Source organism: Phytomonospora endophytica, assembly GCF_014202425.1.
GTDB lineage: Bacteria > Actinomycetota > Actinomycetes > Mycobacteriales > Micromonosporaceae > Phytomonospora > Phytomonospora endophytica.
The window spans coordinates 43199-59990 of record NZ_JACHGT010000026.1; the positions used below are offsets into that span (position 1 = coordinate 43199).

Below are 16792 nucleotides of genomic sequence, written 5' to 3' on the forward strand. Positions count from 1 at the left end.
GTGCCCGTGTCCTCGCCTCTTGTCGTCGCCGACGCGTACGCGCGGGCCGCGCTCGCACGCGCCGGCGACGTGACCGCCCTGCGGGAGACCCTCGTCGAGCTGCGGCGGCGACTCGCCGACGTGGAGAGCGGTCCGCAGTGGCTGCTGCGACGGGTGCTGAACCACCTCGCGATCGTCGCCGTCCTGGCCGTCGCCTCGGCGGCCTCGGCGTTCATCGACCTCGTGTGGCTCCGCGTGCTCGTCATGGTCGCGGCGATCCCGCTGCCCCTCCTCGTGCCCCGGCGGATGCCGGGGCGGCGGGCCACCGGCCCGGTCCCCGAGGGCACGCTCCCCGAGCTGCTGGACGGCCTGGTCGCCGCGGTCTGGGGGTGGGATCTCCACCTTCGGGCGTGCGCGGCCCGCGCCTGGAGCCTCGGCCACGGCGGGCTCGAGACGACCAGCGGCGAACCGCCGTTCGTCGCCCGGCAGCCGGAGGCGTCCCGCTTCGAGGCGCACCAACTCCGGCGCACCCTCACGGGCGCCCACGAACTCCTCCACGCCGAGACCGCCGCGGACCCGGTGGCCCTCCACCGGTTCGCGCGCCACGACCACGTCCACCGCCGGCTGGCGTCCGCGTCGGCATTGCTGCGGGGAGGGGTTCCTGCCGACCGCGTGCGCTGGACGGCCGGGATCGCGCTCGTCCTCGCCATCGTCTACGCACCGATCCCCGTCATGACCCTCTCGTGGCCGTGGTGGCGACTCCCGCTCCTCGCCGCCGCGATGACCCCCGTCAGCCTGCGCATCGCCTGGCTCGGCCAGGACCGCCGCCCGCGCACTCTCGCCTGGACCGTCCCCCAACTCCGCACCGCCATCGAGCGGCACCTCACCGATGTCATCCGCCTGCCCGGCGAGCCCGCCGCCCGGGCCGCCGCCGACCTCGCCGCCGCCCGCGACCTCCTGGACCACCCGTGACCATCACCGACGACCTCGCCCGGACCGATGCCCACGCCCGCGCGGCGCTCGCCCACCTCGCCGCCGGGACGCACGGGCTCGGCCCCGTGCGGGCATCGCTCCTGCGGGAGACCCTCGTCGAGCTGCGCGGGAAACTCGGCGCCGCACACGGCAACCCGTGGGGGCACATCCCAGCCGTGTTCGTGCTCGGTCTCGGCCTTCTCGCCTCCGGCGGGGGCGGCCTGCTCCTGCGCGCTCAGATGGCCGGGCCCTGGTATCTGCTCCTCCTCGCGGCCCTCCCGCTCGCGGGCATGATCACTTACGCGTTCGTCCTGCTGATGCGGAAGGTGCTCCCGAAGCCCGGCCCGCGCCGGATCCCGCCGACGACGACCGTCCCCGAGACGTCCCTGCGCGACCACCTCGCCGGGCTCATCGGAAACGTGCCCGCGAAGGCGCACTTCGCCGACAGCGACGCGTGCGCCGCCCGCGCCTGGAGCCTCGGCCACGACGGGCCGGCCGTCGGGCTTCGCGAGGCGACGCCGGAACCGCGCCCGGTCGCCGGAGCACAGCAGTCGGCCGGGACGGTTTCCTCGTCGGCCGACCGACTGGACGTGCTCGTCGCCGCCGTCCGGAAAGAGGCGGCGTCCGACGCGGCACTGCACCTCCTGGCCCGCTACGACGTGGCCCGCCACCGCCTGCGATCGGCCGCGAAGGAACTGCGCGGGAGCAAGCCGGTGCGGCCCGAGGGCTTCGTCTTCGCCGCGGTGCTGTGGGTCGTCGCCGTCGTGGCGCTCGGTCCCTCCTCACAGGCCCCGATGACGTTCTTGATGTTCGTGCCGTACTTCGTACTCGTCGGCGCCTCGGGCGGGGTGAATGTGTTCCGTGGAGCCGCCTCCGCCCGCAGGATCCACAGCCTCCCCGCCGAACGCCGAGCCGTCCTCGCGTCCGTCGAATCCCACCTCACCGACGTCGCCCGCCTCCCCGGCGAGCCCGCCGCCCGGGCCGCCGCCGACCTCGCCGCCGCCCGCGACCTCCTTCGCCCCTAACCGGGCAGGATCCCGAACCCCACCACCACGCTCGCCGACACCCCGACCCGCCCCGGCGCCAGTTCACCGCCGCCGCTGCCGGCGGCTTCGGCCATCGCCCGGTACATCACCGGCCCCTGCTCGGGCCGGTCCAGGTCCTCCACGTGCACGACCGCACCGAGCCGCACCCCCGCCGCGTCGGCGAGCAGTTCGGCGCGGGTTCGCGCGGCCGCGACGGCGTCACGCCGTGCCCGCGCGACCAGCGCGTCGGCGTCGGCGACGGTGAAGACGACGTTGTCGACACGGTTCGCGCCCGCCTCGGTGGCCGCGATCAGCGCGGGTTCGAGGGCGTCGAGGTCGCGCAACTCCACCGAGAACGACGCCTCGCAGCGGTAGCCGAGGAAACGCCGCTCCTCGCCGTAGCCGTCGTAGTCCGTCGACAGCGACAGCCGCGACTCCTCAACCGCGTCGTCGGCGACGCCCTGCGCGCGCAGCGCCGCCCGGATCCGCTCGACGAGGGCCCGCGTCGCCGCGAAGGCCTCGGCGGCGCTCGGTTCGACGCGTTCGGCGCCCAGCTGGACGCGGGCGACGTCGGGCGCGGCGTGCGCGTTCGCCGACCCGTACGCGGACAGGCCCCAGGGACTCTCGATCAGCGCTGACATGGGGGTGAGTCTATGGACGAGGCGGCCCCTCCGGGGACCGTACATCGCGAGATGTAGCCCGGGATGCCCTCTCGCGGCCGACGCGGCGAACCCGTCCCGGCGACGATGGTCGAGGCATGAAGACCAGACCCCTGTACGCGACTCTCCTGCTGGCCGGCGCACTGCTGCTCGCCGGGTTCAGCGCCGGTTTCGTGTGGATGACGCACATGCACCATCTCCTGCTCCCGCACGTCGCCGACGTGCGCGCCTACGACGCCTCCTACGAGGCGCTCACCGACAACCTCGGCGTCCCGCTCAACGCCGTCGCGGCCGCCGGGGCCGTCGCGCTCCTGGTGTTCCGGCACCCGCGTGTCCCGTGGTGGCTGCCCGCCGCGGGGCTGCTCGCGCAGGCGGCCGTGTGGGTCTCGCGGATCTGGATGTGGGGCGACTGGGCCGAGACGGTCCGCGCCGAAGGTGCCCTGCGCGCCGACGGTTCGCTCCATCCCGCGCAGGCCGCCTACGTCGGCTCGCACGGGATCCGCATCGCGCTGCTGACGGGCTACGCGCTGATCGTGCTGGCTAGTCTCGTCACGGCGACGGTCCGCTCGCGACCGTCCGCTTAGGAGGAAGCCGTGCGGCCAGCCCTGCCTCCCGCCGTCTGCCTGTTCGCCGCCGTGGTCGTCGGAACGCTCGCGGGCCGCGGCCGGGAGTTCGACGGACTCGCGCTCGGGCTCGCCGCCGCGGCCTGCCTTCCACTGCTGGTCCGGGAACGGTGGCCATTGTGGACGCTGGGCGCCGTGACCGCACCCAGCGTCGTCTACCACGGCTTCGACTACCCCCATGACGCACTGCTCGCGCCCGTACTGGTCGCGCTGTACACCGTGGCCGCCGGGGGGACCCGCCGCCGAGCGCTGACCGTGGGAGGGATTCTCGCCGTCGGTGTCCTCGCCGTCGGCGCGGCGACCTCCGATGCCGAAGTCGTCGACGGCGCCGGGTGGATGCTCGCGGCCGTCGCCTTCGGCGCCGCCGTCCGCGCGGGCAGGGCGGGCGCGGAGGCGCGGGAACGGCTGCGCCTCGCGCGGGACGTGCACGACGTCCTGGCGCACACGATCACCGTCGCGCAGGTCCAGGCCGGCGTCGGAGCGCACCTGCTCGACGCGGACCGGATCGACAAGGCACGGCTCCTGCGCGTTCTGGAGACGATCGTGGCGGCGAGCGCGAGGGCACGTGAGGAACTGCGGTGGACCCTTGACGACCTGCGCGGCGAAGGAGGCGCGACCCCGCCGCTCCCCGCCCCTGACGTGTCCAACGGTGACGGTGCCCGCACCGGCACGCCCGTTCACCCGCTCGGCCTCACCGTCGACACGGACGGGCAGCCCGCGCACGGCCTGCCGGCGCTCGCTCGCCGCGCCCTCGACCACATCGTCGAGGAGTCCCTCACCAACGCGGCCCGCCACGGCGCCGGCCCGGTCGCGGTCCGCCACACCCATCGCCCCGGTGGGTTCACCACGACCGTCGCCAACGACGTCCGCGCAGGCCACGGCCTCACCGGCATGGCCGAGCGCGCCCGAGCCATCGGCGGCACCCTCACCGCGACGTACACCGTCACCCTCGACGTCCCCTGGGAGCGCGCGTGATCCGTGTCCTGCTCGCCGACGACCAGGCGCTCGTGCGCGAGGCCTTCGCGCTGCTCATCGACTCCTCGCCCGACTTCGACGTGGTCGCCGAGGCGTCGACCGGCGCCGACGCGCTCGCGGCCGCGCGCCGCACCCGGCCCGACGTCGTCGTCATGGACCTGCGCATGCCCTGCGGCGACGGCATCGAGGCGACCGCGCGGATCGTCGCCGAACTACCCGAGATCCGCGTCCTGGTCCTGACGACCTACGACGACGGGGACAACGTCGCCGCGGCCCTGCGCGCCGGTGCGAGCGGTTTCCTGGCCAAGGACTGCCGTCCCGCGCAGTTGCTGGACGCCATCGGCGTCGTCGCTGCCGGGGAGGCGCTGCTCTCGCCGGGGCCGACCGCCGCCCTCATCGCGCGTTTCCTGCGTGCCCCCGAACCCGCCACGGGCGGTCTGGGGCCGCTGACCGTGCGGGAACGGGAGATAGTGCGGCTGATCGCGCGGGGGCTGAGCAACGCCGAGATCGCCCGCGCCCTCGTGCTGAGTCACGCCACGGTGAAGACGCACGTCAGCCGGATCCTGACGAAGCTCGGTCTTCGCGACCGCGTGCAGTTGGCGATCTCGGCCTACGAGAACGGGCTGGTCGTGCCCGGGAAACGGTAGCCTCCCGTGCCATGGACTTCGCCCGAGCCCTTTCGTCCGTCGCCGACGGCGACCGCGCCACCGCCTGGACCTTCCTCCGCGACTACGCCGACTGGTGCGGCCGCCCCCTCACCGCCGACGACGGCCTCACCTCCGATCCCGCACTGCCCGCCGCCCTACGCGAGGCCTACGCATTGCTCGGCCGCCGCGACGACCTCACCGCCAATCAGGACCGTCTCCTCGCCCCCGGCGATCTGCGCACCGACGGTGAGTTCGTCGTCTTCCGAGAGGAGAACCAGTGGGTCTGCGAATGGGGCTTCAGGCGGGAGACCGGCGACGATCCGGCAGTGCTCATGCGCACCGACACCGCCGACCCGGCCGGACGCGGATGGGAGCCGTTCATCGGGCGCCTGTCCCACGCCGTGGTCGACATGGTCCTGTCCGAGACGCTGCTCCTCGACGACGAGTGCACCGCCATGGGCGAGTTGGCCGACGGCGACGCCGACCGCCTCCGCGAGACCTTCCCCGCCCTGCGGTTTCCCGCCTACGAGGGCGTGGACGCGACCTGGCACGGCGCCGACGGCGTGATCTTGCGGTTGGACGGGGACTCGCATGCGCTCGTGCGAGCCTCGGATCGGGAGGTTCTCGACGCGGCGATCGAACGCGTCGACGCGGAGTGGACCTACGTGGACGAGTTGTAGCCGCCCGCGAGGATCTCGCGGGCGGCGGTGAGTTCGGCCAGGGCCGCGACGACGGCCGGGGTCTGCGCGAGGTCGGCGAGGTCGGCGGAGGACTGGTCGATGCCCGCGACGACGCCGGCTGAAAGGAGCGACCAGTCGACGTTGGACACCCCGATCGTGCGGCACTCCGGGCGCGCCAGCTGCGGTCCGAGCAGCACCATGACCGCTATCGCGAGCGCCAGCACCGTCATGTTCGGCAGCAGCACGGCCACGAGCACGACGTACCCCACCTGGGCCGCCACGAGGGCGACCCGCTGCCACCGAAGCGCGCGCCCGCTGAGTGTCGTCGCCGCGGCGACGAGCCGGTCTTGGGCGGCCGTGTATCGCGCCAGGCGGTGCAGGGCGGCGTCCGGTTCGTCGGCGGCCGCGGCTTCCTCGGCGGCCATGTGTCCCAGCTCGTGGAGCCGCGCGGCCACGTCGTAGACCTGATTCACCTCCCGACGTGCCCACCTCGGCCGCCAGGCGGGGTTCGGTGGTGCTTCGCCGGCGAACACCGGCCCACCGTGCACAATGCTCCAGACGGCTGCCGCACGGGCCTCGGCGTGCGCGATGAAAGGGCGGCGTGAACGTCCGGCCAGGAGAGCGGCGCCTTGCAGCGTGCCCATGAGCTCGTCGGCCAGCTCCGCAGGCGTGCCCGTCGCCGGAGGCCCCGAACCGCGGAGCGTGGGGCGGCGGGCGACCCGGAGAATCGGCCAGGAGCAGATGGCCGCAACGGCCGCGATGAGCGGCAGGCGCCATTCGCGCACGACGAATTCGGACAGCAGCGAGCCCGCGGCGGTTGCTGCCGCGCCGATGAGCATGCCGATGAGCTGCGGTGGCATGCGGGGAACGGCGCGCAGCCGGCGACGCAGTTCGTCGATGAGCGGCGGCAGGGCTCGGGCCTGCTCGGGAGTGAGCGCGTTCCCGTCCGGATGGCGCTGGAGACCGCGCGCGTACGTGTCAGCGAGACGAAGGGGCGATATGGGCATATGGGGCACCGTCCGGGCGTAGACAGTGGGGCGTGGGCATGCGCAGCCTAATGCCGCAGTGCCAAACCTCACCCTCCCAACCTCTCCCCCCGCCCCCACCCCCTCAGCGATACTTGACCAGGTTGACCGGTACCCCCATAGGACTGGATCAGGAGCCTGAGTTCAATGCCGAACGCCGCGCCGAACGCCGCCCGCCTCACCGTTGGCGTGATCTCCGCCGGACGTGTGGGCTCCGTCCTCGGCGCCGCCCTGGCCCGCGCGGGCCACCACGTCATCGCCGCCACGGCCGTCTCCGACGCCTCCCGCGCCCGCGCCGAACGCCTCATCCCGCAGGCCGAGCTGGCGCCCGCCGAACGCGTCGCCGACCTCGCCGAACTCCTCATCCTCGCCGTCCCCGACGACACCCTCCCGGGTCTCGTCCAGGGCCTCGCCGACACCGGCCACTTCGCGCCGGGCCGCATCGTCGCGCACGTCTCGGGCAGTCACGGCATCGGCGTCCTCGAACCGGCGACCGCGCACGGCGCCCTCGCCCTGGCCCTCCACCCGGTCATGACCTTCACGGGCCGCGGTGAGGACCTCGAACGCCTCTCCGGCATCTCCTTCGGCGTCACCGCGCCCGAACCGGCCCGCGTCATCGCCGAGGCCCTCGTCGTCGAGATGGGCGGCGAGCCCGAGTTCATCCGCGAGGAGCATCGCGCGCTCTACCACGCGGGCCTCACCCACGGCGCGAATCACCTGGTCACGCTGGTCAACGAGGCCTGCGACGTGCTGCGCGCCGCCGGTGTCCTCATGCCCGAGCGCATGATCGCGCCCCTGCTGTCCGCCGCGCTCGACAACACCCTCCGGCTCGGCGACGCGGCCCTCACCGGCCCGGTTTCCCGCGGCGACGTCGGCACGGTCGCCGCGCACCTGGACGCGCTCGTCGCCGAGGCCCCCGACTCCGTCGCCGCCTACGTCGCCCTGGCCCGCCGGACCGCCGACCGCGCCATCGACAACCACCGCCTCACCCCCGAAGCGGCCGAGCCCCTCCTCGGCGTCCTCGCCGACCGCCCCCAGGAGAAGTCCTCATGACCCTTCTCGTCCCCGACCGGGCCACCATGGCCGAGGTCCGCGCGGGCATGACCGGCCGGGTCGCGGTCGTCATGACGATGGGCGCCCTCCACGAGGGCCACCGCGCCCTCATGCGCGACGCCCGGAAGCGCGCGGAGCACCTGATCGTCACGGTCTTCGTCAACCCGCTCCAGTTCGGCCCCACCGAGGACTTCGACCGCTATCCCCGCACCCTCGACGCCGACCTCGCGATCTGCCGTGCGGAGGGCGTCGACGCGGTCTTCGCGCCGACCCGCGAGGACATGTACCCAACGGGACAGACGTCTATCAAGGGCGCCAAGGTCACCGTCAACCCCGGCCCGGTCGGCGACATCCTCGAAGGCGCCTTCCGTCCCGGCTTCTTCGGTGGCGTCCTCACCGTCGTCGCGAAGCTCCTCAACGTGACCCGTCCCGACGTGACCTGCTTCGGCGAGAAGGACTACCAGCAGCTGGCGATGGTCCGCGCGATGGCCGCCGACCTGTCCTTCCCCGTCGAGGTCGTCGGCGTCGAGACGGTCCGCGAGGCCGACGGCCTCGCCAAGTCGAGCCGCAACGTCTATCTCTCGGCCGCCGAACGCGCCGCCGCCCCCGGCATCCACGCGGCCATGCAGTCGGGCGCGTCACTGGCGGGTAAGGGCGCGACCGCCGCCGACGTTCGTGCCCATGTGATCGCTGAACTCCCGGGCGGAATCGACCTCGACTATGTGGAGGTCACCTCACCCGACCTGGGGCCCGCGCCCGAAAGCGGACCGGCCCGGCTACTGTTCGCCGGCCGTCTGGGCGCCACCCGGCTCATCGACAACATTCCCCTCACCGTGGAGGCGAAGTAATGCTCCTCCGTACCATGCTCAAGTCCAAGATCCACCGGGCGACCGTCACCCAGGCCGACCTGCACTACATCGGCTCGGTGACCGTCGACGAGGACCTCCTCGACGCCGCGGACCTGATCCCGGGCGAGCAGGTCGCGATCGTCGACATCACCAACGGCGCCCGCCTGGAGACCTACGTCATCCCCGGTGAGCGCGGCTCGGGCGTGATCGGCATCAACGGGGCCGCCGCCCACCTGGTGCACCCGGGCGACCTGGTGATCCTCATCTCCTACGGCCAGATGGACGACGCGACCGCCCGCGCCCACGCGCCGAAGGTCGTGCACGTCGACGCCGACAACCAGGTCATCGAGCTGGGCGCCGACCCTTCGGCGGCCGTGCCGGGCACGGCGGGAAACCCGCGCCGTTCGCCGCACGCGATATCCGTGCACGCTCATGGTCGTTAGGCCGTAGGCTCCGGTCCCATGGCAAGCAATGGCGACACCCCCGCGGCCGACAAGGCCGAGAAGCCGGAGCCGAGCGACGACCTGGTGTCGTCCCAGCACACCCTGACGTCTCCCGGGCACGATGACCTTCACTACACCGCCACCACCGGGCGGATCGTCCTGCGCGAAGAGCAGCACACCGACGACGTCTTCGACGGGCACAAGGCGAAGGCCGAGCTGTCGATCACGTCGTACGTCGTCGACGGCGGCGGCGCCGACCGCCCGGTGACCTTCGCGTTCAACGGCGGTCCGGGGTCGAGCAGCGTGTGGTTGCACCTGGGCCTGCTGGGGCCGCGCAAGGTCGTCATGGGCGACGCCGGGGCCCTCCTGCCTCCCCCCTACGGCCTCGACGACAACCACGAGACGCTCCTGCGCGACTCCGACCTGGTCTTTATCGACCCGGTGTCGACCGGGTACTCGCGGGTCGCCGAGGGCGGGAAGGCCAAGGACTACCACGGCTACCTCAAGGACGTGGAGTACATCAGCGAGGTCATCCGCCTGTGGGTGACGCGCAACAACCGCTGGCTGTCGCCGAAGTTCCTGTGCGGCGAGTCCTACGGGACCCTGCGCGCCGCCGCGGTCGCCGAGCACCTCCAGAACCGCCACGGCATGTACCTCAACGGCCTGATGATGATCTCGTTGACCATCGACCTGGGCACGCTGGACTTCACCGACCACAACGACGTCCCCTACGTCACGTACCTGCCGACGTACGCGGCCATCGCGCACTACCACGGCCTGCACGGCGACCGGCCCCTCGCCGACGTCGTCGCCGAGGCCGAGGACTACGCCGCCAAGGACTACCCGTGGGCGCTCGCGCGCGGCCACCGCCTCACCGCCGAGGAGCGCGCTGAGGCCGTCGCGACCGTGGCCCGCCTGACGGGCCTGTCGGAGGAGTACGTCGACGGCGTCGACTTGCGCGTGGAGCACATCCGCTTCTCCTCGGAGCTGCTGCGCCGCAAGCGCCTGGTCGTCGGCCGCCTCGATGGCCGCTTCACCGGCGAGGACACCGACTACGGCCGCGAGCACTGGACCGCCGACCCGTCCATGTCGGCGATCATCGGGCCCTACACGGCCGCCCTGAACCACTACCTGCGCGCCGAACTCAACTACGAGAGCGACCTGTCCTACGAGGTCCTCTCCCGCCAGGTGCACCCCTGGTCCTTCAAGGAGTTCGAAGGCCGCAACATCTCCGTCGCCGACAAACTCGCCGCGGCCATGCGCACCAACCCGGACCTGCGCGTCCAGGTCGCCTGCGGTTACCACGACGCGGCCACCCCGCACTTCGCCGCCGAGTACACCCTCAACCGCCTCGCCGTCGGCCCCGAGCTGTACGCCAACGTCGACTACAAGTACTACGAGGCCGGTCACATGATGTACGTCCACGAGGAATCGCGGCTGCGGCAGTCGGCCGACCTGGCCGCGTTCGTCAGAGGCGAGCGGTGACGCTCCTCGCGCCGGAGGTACTGGGGAGTCTCCCCAGGGTCCCCAGGCGCCTGAAGGCCGCCGAACCGTCCTGGACCGAGACCACCGACGTGTGCGTCATCGGCTCGGGCATCGCCGGCCTCACCACCGCCCTGCACCTGCGTGAGGCGGGCCTGCACGTCACCGTCGTCACCAAGGTCGACATCGACGACGGCTCGACCCGCTGGGCCCAGGGCGGCATCGCCGCCGTCCTCGACCCGCTCGACACGCCCGAGGCGCACGCCGTCGACACCGAGATCGCCGGTGTCGGCCTCTGCGACCCCGAGGCCGTGAAAGTGCTGGTCACCGAGGGTCCCGCGCAGGTCCGTGAGCTGATCCGCGCGGGCGCCGAGTTCGACCGCAACCCCGACGGCTCCCTCCAGCTCACCCGCGAAGGCGGGCACCGCGCCAACCGCATCATCCACGCCGGCGGCGACGCCACCGGCGCGGAGGTGCAGCGCGCCCTGCACGCCGCCGTCCACCGCGACCCGTGGATCCGCCTCATCGAGCACGCCCTCGTCCTCGACCTCCTCACCGACGACAACGGGCGCGCCTGCGGCATCAGCCTCCACGTCCTCGGCGAAGGCCAGGAGGACGGTGTCGGCGGGATCCTCGCCCGCGCCGTCGTCCTCGCCACCGGCGGCCTCGGGCAGATCTTCGCGACCACCACCAACCCCTCGGTGTCCACCGGCGACGGCGTGGCCGTCGCGCTCCGCGCGGGCGCGGTCGTCACCGACCTGGAGTTCGTGCAGTTCCACCCGACATCGTTGTATCTCGCCGGGGTCCGCGACCGTCAGCCGCTGATCAGCGAGGCCCTGCGCGGTGAGGGCGCGCACCTCGTCGACGCCGACGGGACACGGTTCATGGTCGGCGCCCACGAACTCGCCGAGCTCGCCCCCCGCGACGTCGTCGCCAAGGGCATCACCCGGGTCATGCTCGCCGAGGGCAGCGACAACGTGTGGCTCGACGCCCGCCACCTCGGCAAGACGATGCTGGAGGAGCGTTTCCCGACGATCCTGGCGGCCTGCCGCGCGGCCGAGATCGACCCGGTCGGCGACCTCATCCCCGTCGCGCCCGCCGCGCACTACGCCTCCGGCGGCGTGCGCACCGACCTGCACGGCCGCACCTCCGTCCCGGGCCTCTACGCCTGCGGCGAGGTCGCCTGCACCGGCGTGCACGGCGCCAACCGGCTCGCGTCGAACTCGCTGCTGGAGGGCCTCGTCTTCGCCCGCCGCATCGCCGCCGACATCGCCCGCGACCTGCCGACTCAGTCCGACCCGAAACCCGTCGCGCGCGACTGCCCCCAGTGGGTGGCGTCGACCGCGTCGCGCGCCGAACTCCAGCGCGCGATGACTCGCGGTGCCGGGGTACTGCGCCACGCCGATGGGTTGTCGCAGGTCGCCGAGACCCTCGGTGCGCTCGGCAAGGCCCGCAGTGGCCGACCGCGGACCGAGACGTGGGAGGTCACCAACCTCCTCACCGTCGCCGGCGCGCTAGTGTCCGCGGCACACAGCCGCACCGAGACCCGCGGCTGCCACTGGCGCGAGGACCACCCCGACGCCGTCGACGCCTGGCGCGGCCACCTGCTCGCGTCGATCGGCCCGGACGACCAGCTCACCACAGCCTGGGAGGCCATCAGATGAGCTCGACCACCGATACCAGGAACACCGTCGACCGCCTCGAAGCGGTCGGCCTCGACCTCCTGGAGGTCACCCGCATCGTCCGCAACACCCTCGCCGAGGACCTCGGCGGGCCCGACGGCGCGGACGTCACGTCCGTGGCCACCATCGACGAGAAGGCCGTCGCGACCGCCGACATCGTCGCCCGCGCACCGGGCGTCGTGGCGGGACTGCCCGTCGCCGCGATGGTCTTCGAGGCGGCGTCCAACACCGCGGCGGAGTTCGTCTACGCCGTCGACGAAGGCACCGAGGTTCAACCCGGCACGATCCTCGGCACCGTCACCGGCCCCGCCCGCTCCATCCTCACCGCGGAGCGCAGCGCCCTGAACCTGCTGTGCCGCATGTCGGGCGTCGCGACGCACACCCGCGCCTGGGCGAAGATCCTGCACGGCTTCAAGGCGACCGTCCTCGACACCCGCAAGACCACACCGGGCCTGCGGATCCTGGAGAAGTACGCCGTGCGCGCGGGCGGCGGCGACAACAAGCGCATGGGCCTCTACGACGTGGCCATGATCAAGGACAACCACAAGCTCGCCGCCGGGAGCATCACCGCCGCCTACCAGCGCGTGCGCAAGGCCTTCCCGGACATCCGCGTCCAGGTCGAGATCACCACCGTCGGGGAGGCCCTGGAGGCCGTCAAGGCGGGCGCCGACTTCCTGCTGTGCGACAACATGGACACGCAGACGCTGACGAAGGTCGTCGTCGCCGTCGGCGGCCGCGCCGAACTGGAGGCGACGGGAAACCTCACGCTCCCCAACGCCGTGGCCTACGCCAAGACCGGCGTTGACTACCTTTCGGTGGGGGCGCTGACCCACTCGTCGCCCATCGTGGACATCGCCCTCGACCTGAGGCAGTGAACTAGGAGCATCTGATGCTGCTGTGCATCGACGTCGGTAACACCAACACCGTCCTGGCGACCTTCGACGGCGACAAGCTCGTGCACTCCTGGCGGATCCGCACCGACCCGCGGGCGACCGCCGACGAGCTCGCGCTGACCCTGCGCGGGCTCCTCGCCGGGGACAACGTGCAGATCACCGGCGTCGCGCTGTGCTCGACCGTCCCGCAGGCCGGGCGCGAACTGCACCGGATGCTCGAACGCCACTACGGCGGTGTCCCGAACGTCGTGGTCGGCCCGGGCACGAGGACGGGCGTGCACCTGGCCATCGACAACCCGAAGGAGGTCGGCGCCGACCGGGTGACCAACACCCTCGCGGCGTACACCCTCTTCGGCGGCCCGGCGATCATCGTCGACTTCGGCACCTCGACGAACATCGACGTCATCAGCGGCAAGGGCGAGTTCCTCGGCGGGGCCTTCGCGCCCGGGATCGAGATCTCGATCGACGCCCTCGCACAGCGTGCGGCGCAGCTGCACAAGGTCGAGCCGGTCAAGCCGCGCTCGGTGATCGGCAAGAACACCACCGAGTGCCTTCAGTCGGCGATCGTCTACGGCTTCGCCGGGCAGGTCGACGGCCTGGTCACGCGGATGATCGCCGAACTGGGCGGGTCGGTCGCGGCCGTGGTCGCGACGGGCGGACTGGCGCCGGTCGTGATCGGGGAGTGCGCGACGGTCACGCACTACGAGCCGATGCTGACCCTGATCGGCCTGCGCATGATCTACGAGAAGAACGTCTAGGACTCACGGGACGGTGACGGCGCCGGCCGCCACCGTCCCGTTGGTCGTCAGCGGCTCGCGCGGTAGGAGTCCAGGACCGCCTCGGCCTCGTCCTCCCACTTCGCGTACGCGTCCGGGAACGCCGAGCGCTGCACCGACTGGGCGGCCTCGGTCAGCTCCATGTTCTCCCAGCCGTCGACGCGTTCCAGGCCCTGGTAGAAGGCCTCGGCGGCGTATTCGGTGTTCATGCACTCGGCGACCGTGCCCCACCCGGCGCTCGGCCGCTGCTGGAACAGGCCGACCGAGTCGTGGTCCTTGCCGGTGCCCTCGTTGGGCAGGTTCAGCGAGTCCGGCATCGTCGAGTTCGCGAGGTTGCGCAGGTTGCTCTCCTGCATCGCCGTGGCCAGTGCGATCTCCTGGCCCTGCTCGCTGATGCCGAGGCGCTTGCCGACCTCGATGATGGTGCGGGCGTTCTCCATCTGCTGCTCGGTGAGTCCGGCGACGGGCGGGATCTTGCCGTCCTCGCCGGGCTGGACGACCGGGGGCGGTGTGGTGCCGTCGCCCTGACCGTCGCCTTCGCCGCCGCCTTGACCGCCGCCGCCCGGCGACTGGCCGCCGCCGGAGCCGGAGCCCGTGCCGGTCCCGCTGTCGTTGCCCGAACCTGATCCGTTCGGCCGGCCGCCCGAGCCGCCCCCGGACGAAGCGCCGTCGGCGGGTTTCTCCGTCGTGACGTCGGCGGGCTTGCCCTCGTTGAGGCCGGTCGTGGGCCGTTCCTCCGGGACGGGGACGTCCTCGCTCACGTCGGGCCGGGCCGTCGGGACGGGCACGTCGGTGATCCGCGCGAGCTGGGCCTGCGCCTGCTGGTCGGCCTGGCTCGCGTGCTGGAGGGCCTGCATGATGTAGCCGGCCACCTGCTGCGCCCGGGCCTTCGCGGCCGCGATCGCCGCACCCGACGGGTTCGAGCCGAGCGCGGCCCAGTTCACCGACACCGTGCCGGTTCCGTTGACCGAACCGGGGATCTGGGGGGCGACGTCGATCGCCGACTCCAGCGCCCGCTTCGCCCAGGTCAGCTGGCTCACGAGGGTGGTGATGATCTCGTCGATCGCGCTGTACTGCGCCCCCGCTCCCTTGTAGCTGGTGGCGTTCCCGCTCAGCGACGTGCCCGCCGCCGACGCGTCGGCGCCGCTCCACGCGCCGGTCAGCGCGACGCGCTCCCGGTCGGTCTCGCTGGAGAACCGTTCCAGCTCGGTGGCCATCTTCCGGGCGGCCTGGGCGACCCCTTCGAGGGGTTCCACGACGAGGTCGCGGAGGCTGGGGAAGTCCATGTCACCGCCCCCCGATCTTCCGGGTGGCGCCCACCAGGTCGGTGAAGGCGCCGGCGCTGTGCTTCTCGTTGTCGCGGTGGTTGTCGGCCGCCGTGGACACGTTGCCGCCGAGATGCCGGGATTCCTCGGCGAACGTGCCGACGGTGTCGGCCAAGCGGGTGATGACCTGCCGCAGCGTCGTCACGGACGCCAGTCCGCGCACGTTGCCGAGGCCGCCGTCGAGGGCGGGGGCCATGCGGTCCAGGAAGCCGCGCGCGTCGTCGCCGACCTGGCGGATGCGGTGACCGGCTCGCCTGACGCGATGGTCGTCGATCTCCATATGGGGTCCTCCTCATTCGACGGGCCGAAAGAGGGGATGGGGGATGCGGCCCGTCACGATGTGGCACACCCTAGGACGCTGACGAGCCCTTACGGAAGCGTAGGCGGCGCTTTTAGACAGTCGACTGTGGACGCGGGCACGAAAACGGCCGCCGCGCGGGGTGCGCGGCGGCCGTATCGTCAGTCCGTCAGCCCGTGCAGGCGCACTCGATGACGCCACCGTTGTTGTCGCAGCACCAGGCGTCGAAGTTCGGGTCACTGGGGCACTTGTCCCACCAGCAGGACTTGGCCGCGGCGTCCTGCTTCGGCACGAGACGGCCGAGCACGCGGTCGGCGAGCTTACCGATCTTCTTCATGAGGGATCCTCCTCCACGTCGTGACCGGCGGTGCCGGTCCCGCCCCGATGATCACGGCGTGTGGGGCCCCGGTCAACACCCCGGATCCGGACTCCCGTGGGGTTCCGGGCGCCGAGCTGCGGAACCGTTTCATCCCCGGAAAGGCCCGTATGCGCTCCCGTGTGCGCTTACCGCCCGGGGCCGGGGGAGCGGCCCCGAGCGGAGCCCTCATGATCACCGCGCTCTTCGGCGAGGTCAATCCACGCCCGGATCCCGTGTGCGGAGCGGTATGCGCACGCCGGTGGCAAGATCGAACCCATGACCGCCGACGAGCAGTACGCCCTCTCCTTCGGCCAGGCCGCCGACGCCTACGACGCCATCCGCCCCACCTATCCCCGCGAAGCCGTCACCTGGGCCCTGGTCGGGAAACCCCGCACCGTCGTCGACCTAGGCGCGGGCACCGGCATCCTCAGCCGCCTCCTCGCCGACGAGGGCCACCACGTCATCGCCGTCGAACCCGACGAGCAGATGCTCGCCGCCCTGCGCGCCAAAAGCCCCGGCGTCGCCGACGCCAAGACCGGCGACGCCGAGCACATCCCCATGGCCGACGCCTCCGTCGACGCCGTCACCGCCGGCCAGGCCTACCACTGGTTCGACCCCGACCGCGCCCACCCCGAGATCGCCCGCGTCCTGCGCCCCGGCGGCGTGTTCGTGCCCATCTGGAACATCCGCGACGGTTCCGTCCCCTGGGTGCGCGAGATGTCCGAGTACATCGGCACCTCCAAGGCCGAGGCCACCGTCCGGCAACTCGACGACAGCCACTTCCCGCCCTACTTCGAGCCCACCGAACGCTTCGAGACCCACTACACGCGCCCCTTCACCGAAGACGCCCTCGTCGATCTCGTGAAGTCCCGCTCCTACTACCTGACCGGCGACGACGCCCACCGCGCGGAGCTGGAACGACGCGCCCGGCACCTCGTCCGCACCCACCCCGACCTCGCCGGCCGCGACACCTTCGACCTCCCGTACGTCACCGTCGCGTACCGACTGCGGCACACCGGCTAAAAGCCGTCGTGACCACGAAAGCGCGG

19 protein-coding genes are annotated in these 16792 nt (G+C 72.4%); 14 read left to right on the top strand and 5 right to left on the bottom strand.

Annotated features, from left to right (window positions below):
• Nucleotides 1-6: 6 nt before the first annotated feature.
• Entirely contained in the window at nucleotides 7-951 is a 945-nt protein-coding gene (locus HNR73_RS37850) for a hypothetical protein (protein ID WP_184792905.1), read from the top strand.
• Nucleotides 948-1976, top strand: a complete 1029-nt coding sequence (locus HNR73_RS41125; RefSeq protein WP_184792906.1) for a hypothetical protein — start codon at nucleotides 948-950, stop codon at nucleotides 1974-1976. Before HNR73_RS37850 ends, HNR73_RS41125 begins: the two co-directional genes overlap by 4 nt.
• Here HNR73_RS41125 and HNR73_RS37860 read toward each other — a convergent pair.
• Nucleotides 1973-2617 carry an SIMPL domain-containing protein gene (locus tag HNR73_RS37860; protein WP_184792907.1) on the bottom strand — a complete coding sequence of 215 codons (645 nt, stop codon included), beginning with the start codon at nucleotides 2615-2617 and terminating at the stop codon, nucleotides 1973-1975. The genes HNR73_RS41125 and HNR73_RS37860 overlap by 4 nt on opposite strands.
• A 116-nt stretch (nucleotides 2618-2733) precedes the next feature.
• Between HNR73_RS37860 and HNR73_RS37865 the strand changes: the two genes are divergently transcribed.
• From HNR73_RS37865 to HNR73_RS37880, 4 genes are read left to right on the top strand one after another with little or no spacing between them, the layout of a single operon-like run.
• Nucleotides 2734-3219: a hypothetical protein gene (locus HNR73_RS37865; RefSeq protein ID WP_184792908.1), complete on the top strand. Its 486-nt coding sequence runs from the start codon at nucleotides 2734-2736 to the stop codon at nucleotides 3217-3219.
• Between the two features lie 9 nt (nucleotides 3220-3228).
• Entirely contained in the window at nucleotides 3229-4233 is a 1005-nt protein-coding gene (locus HNR73_RS41130) for a sensor histidine kinase (RefSeq protein WP_184792909.1), read from the top strand.
• Nucleotides 4230-4880 (top strand): response regulator, encoded by a 651-nt coding sequence (locus HNR73_RS37875; protein WP_184792910.1) that lies wholly within the window; start codon nucleotides 4230-4232, stop codon nucleotides 4878-4880. Before HNR73_RS41130 ends, HNR73_RS37875 begins: the two co-directional genes overlap by 4 nt.
• Nucleotides 4881-4891: 11 nt before the next feature.
• A complete protein-coding gene (locus HNR73_RS37880) occupies nucleotides 4892-5560 on the top strand; it encodes an SMI1/KNR4 family protein (RefSeq protein ID WP_184792911.1) in 669 nt (222 codons plus the stop codon).
• Here HNR73_RS37880 and HNR73_RS37885 read toward each other — a convergent pair.
• Complete coding sequence (locus HNR73_RS37885; protein WP_184792912.1) at nucleotides 5542-6567, bottom strand: hypothetical protein; 1026 nt, start codon at nucleotides 6565-6567, stop codon at nucleotides 5542-5544. The two genes, HNR73_RS37880 and HNR73_RS37885, sit on opposite strands and share 19 nt — an antisense overlap.
• A gap of 165 nt (nucleotides 6568-6732) precedes the next feature.
• Here HNR73_RS37885 and HNR73_RS37890 point away from each other — a divergent pair, with 165 nt between their 5' ends.
• Genes HNR73_RS37890 through HNR73_RS37920 form a run of 7 tightly spaced genes read left to right on the top strand, consistent with a single transcriptional unit; the run spans nucleotide 6733 to nucleotide 13744 of the window.
• Nucleotides 6733-7638, top strand: coding sequence for a Rossmann-like and DUF2520 domain-containing protein (locus HNR73_RS37890; protein ID WP_184792913.1), 906 nt, complete (start codon nucleotides 6733-6735; stop codon nucleotides 7636-7638).
• Nucleotides 7635-8486, top strand: a complete 852-nt coding sequence (gene panC, locus HNR73_RS37895; protein ID WP_184792914.1) for a pantoate--beta-alanine ligase — start codon at nucleotides 7635-7637, stop codon at nucleotides 8484-8486. The genes HNR73_RS37890 and panC overlap by 4 nt, the downstream gene beginning before the upstream one ends.
• Entirely contained in the window at nucleotides 8486-8929 is a 444-nt protein-coding gene (panD, locus tag HNR73_RS37900; protein WP_184792915.1) for an aspartate 1-decarboxylase, read from the top strand. The genes panC and panD overlap by 1 nt, the downstream gene beginning before the upstream one ends.
• Before the next feature lie 18 nt (nucleotides 8930-8947).
• Nucleotides 8948-10414: a S10 family peptidase gene (locus HNR73_RS37905; protein ID WP_184792916.1), complete on the top strand. Its 1467-nt coding sequence runs from the start codon at nucleotides 8948-8950 to the stop codon at nucleotides 10412-10414.
• The gene (locus tag HNR73_RS37910; RefSeq protein ID WP_184792917.1) at nucleotides 10411-12075 is read left to right on the top strand and encodes an L-aspartate oxidase; all 1665 of its coding nucleotides are present in this window, start codon (nucleotides 10411-10413) and stop codon (nucleotides 12073-12075) included. The genes HNR73_RS37905 and HNR73_RS37910 overlap by 4 nt, the downstream gene beginning before the upstream one ends.
• On the top strand, nucleotides 12072-12968 hold the full coding sequence (nadC, locus tag HNR73_RS37915) for a carboxylating nicotinate-nucleotide diphosphorylase (protein ID WP_184792918.1): 897 nt from the start codon (nucleotides 12072-12074) through the stop codon (nucleotides 12966-12968). Before HNR73_RS37910 ends, nadC begins: the two co-directional genes overlap by 4 nt.
• A gap of 14 nt (nucleotides 12969-12982) precedes the next feature.
• Nucleotides 12983-13744, top strand: coding sequence for a type III pantothenate kinase (locus HNR73_RS37920; RefSeq protein WP_184792919.1), 762 nt, complete (start codon nucleotides 12983-12985; stop codon nucleotides 13742-13744).
• Nucleotides 13745-13791: 47 nt separating this feature from the next.
• On the opposite strand, the gene HNR73_RS37925 is transcribed toward HNR73_RS37920, so the two are convergent.
• The 3 genes from HNR73_RS37925 to HNR73_RS37935 form a co-directional block, all read right to left on the bottom strand.
• Nucleotides 13792-15048 (bottom strand): hypothetical protein, encoded by a 1257-nt coding sequence (locus tag HNR73_RS37925; RefSeq protein ID WP_184792920.1) that lies wholly within the window; start codon nucleotides 15046-15048, stop codon nucleotides 13792-13794.
• A gap of 1 nt (nucleotide 15049) precedes the next feature.
• Nucleotides 15050-15367, bottom strand: coding sequence for a hypothetical protein (locus HNR73_RS37930; RefSeq protein WP_184792921.1), 318 nt, complete (start codon nucleotides 15365-15367; stop codon nucleotides 15050-15052).
• 187 nt (nucleotides 15368-15554) lie between these two features.
• Nucleotides 15555-15722, bottom strand: a complete 168-nt coding sequence (locus HNR73_RS37935) for a hypothetical protein (protein WP_184792922.1) — start codon at nucleotides 15720-15722, stop codon at nucleotides 15555-15557.
• Between the two features lie 297 nt (nucleotides 15723-16019).
• Here HNR73_RS37935 and HNR73_RS37940 point away from each other — a divergent pair, with 297 nt between their 5' ends.
• Nucleotides 16020-16766: a class I SAM-dependent methyltransferase gene (locus tag HNR73_RS37940; RefSeq protein WP_184792923.1), complete on the top strand. Its 747-nt coding sequence runs from the start codon at nucleotides 16020-16022 to the stop codon at nucleotides 16764-16766.
• Nucleotides 16767-16792 lie beyond the last annotated feature (26 nt).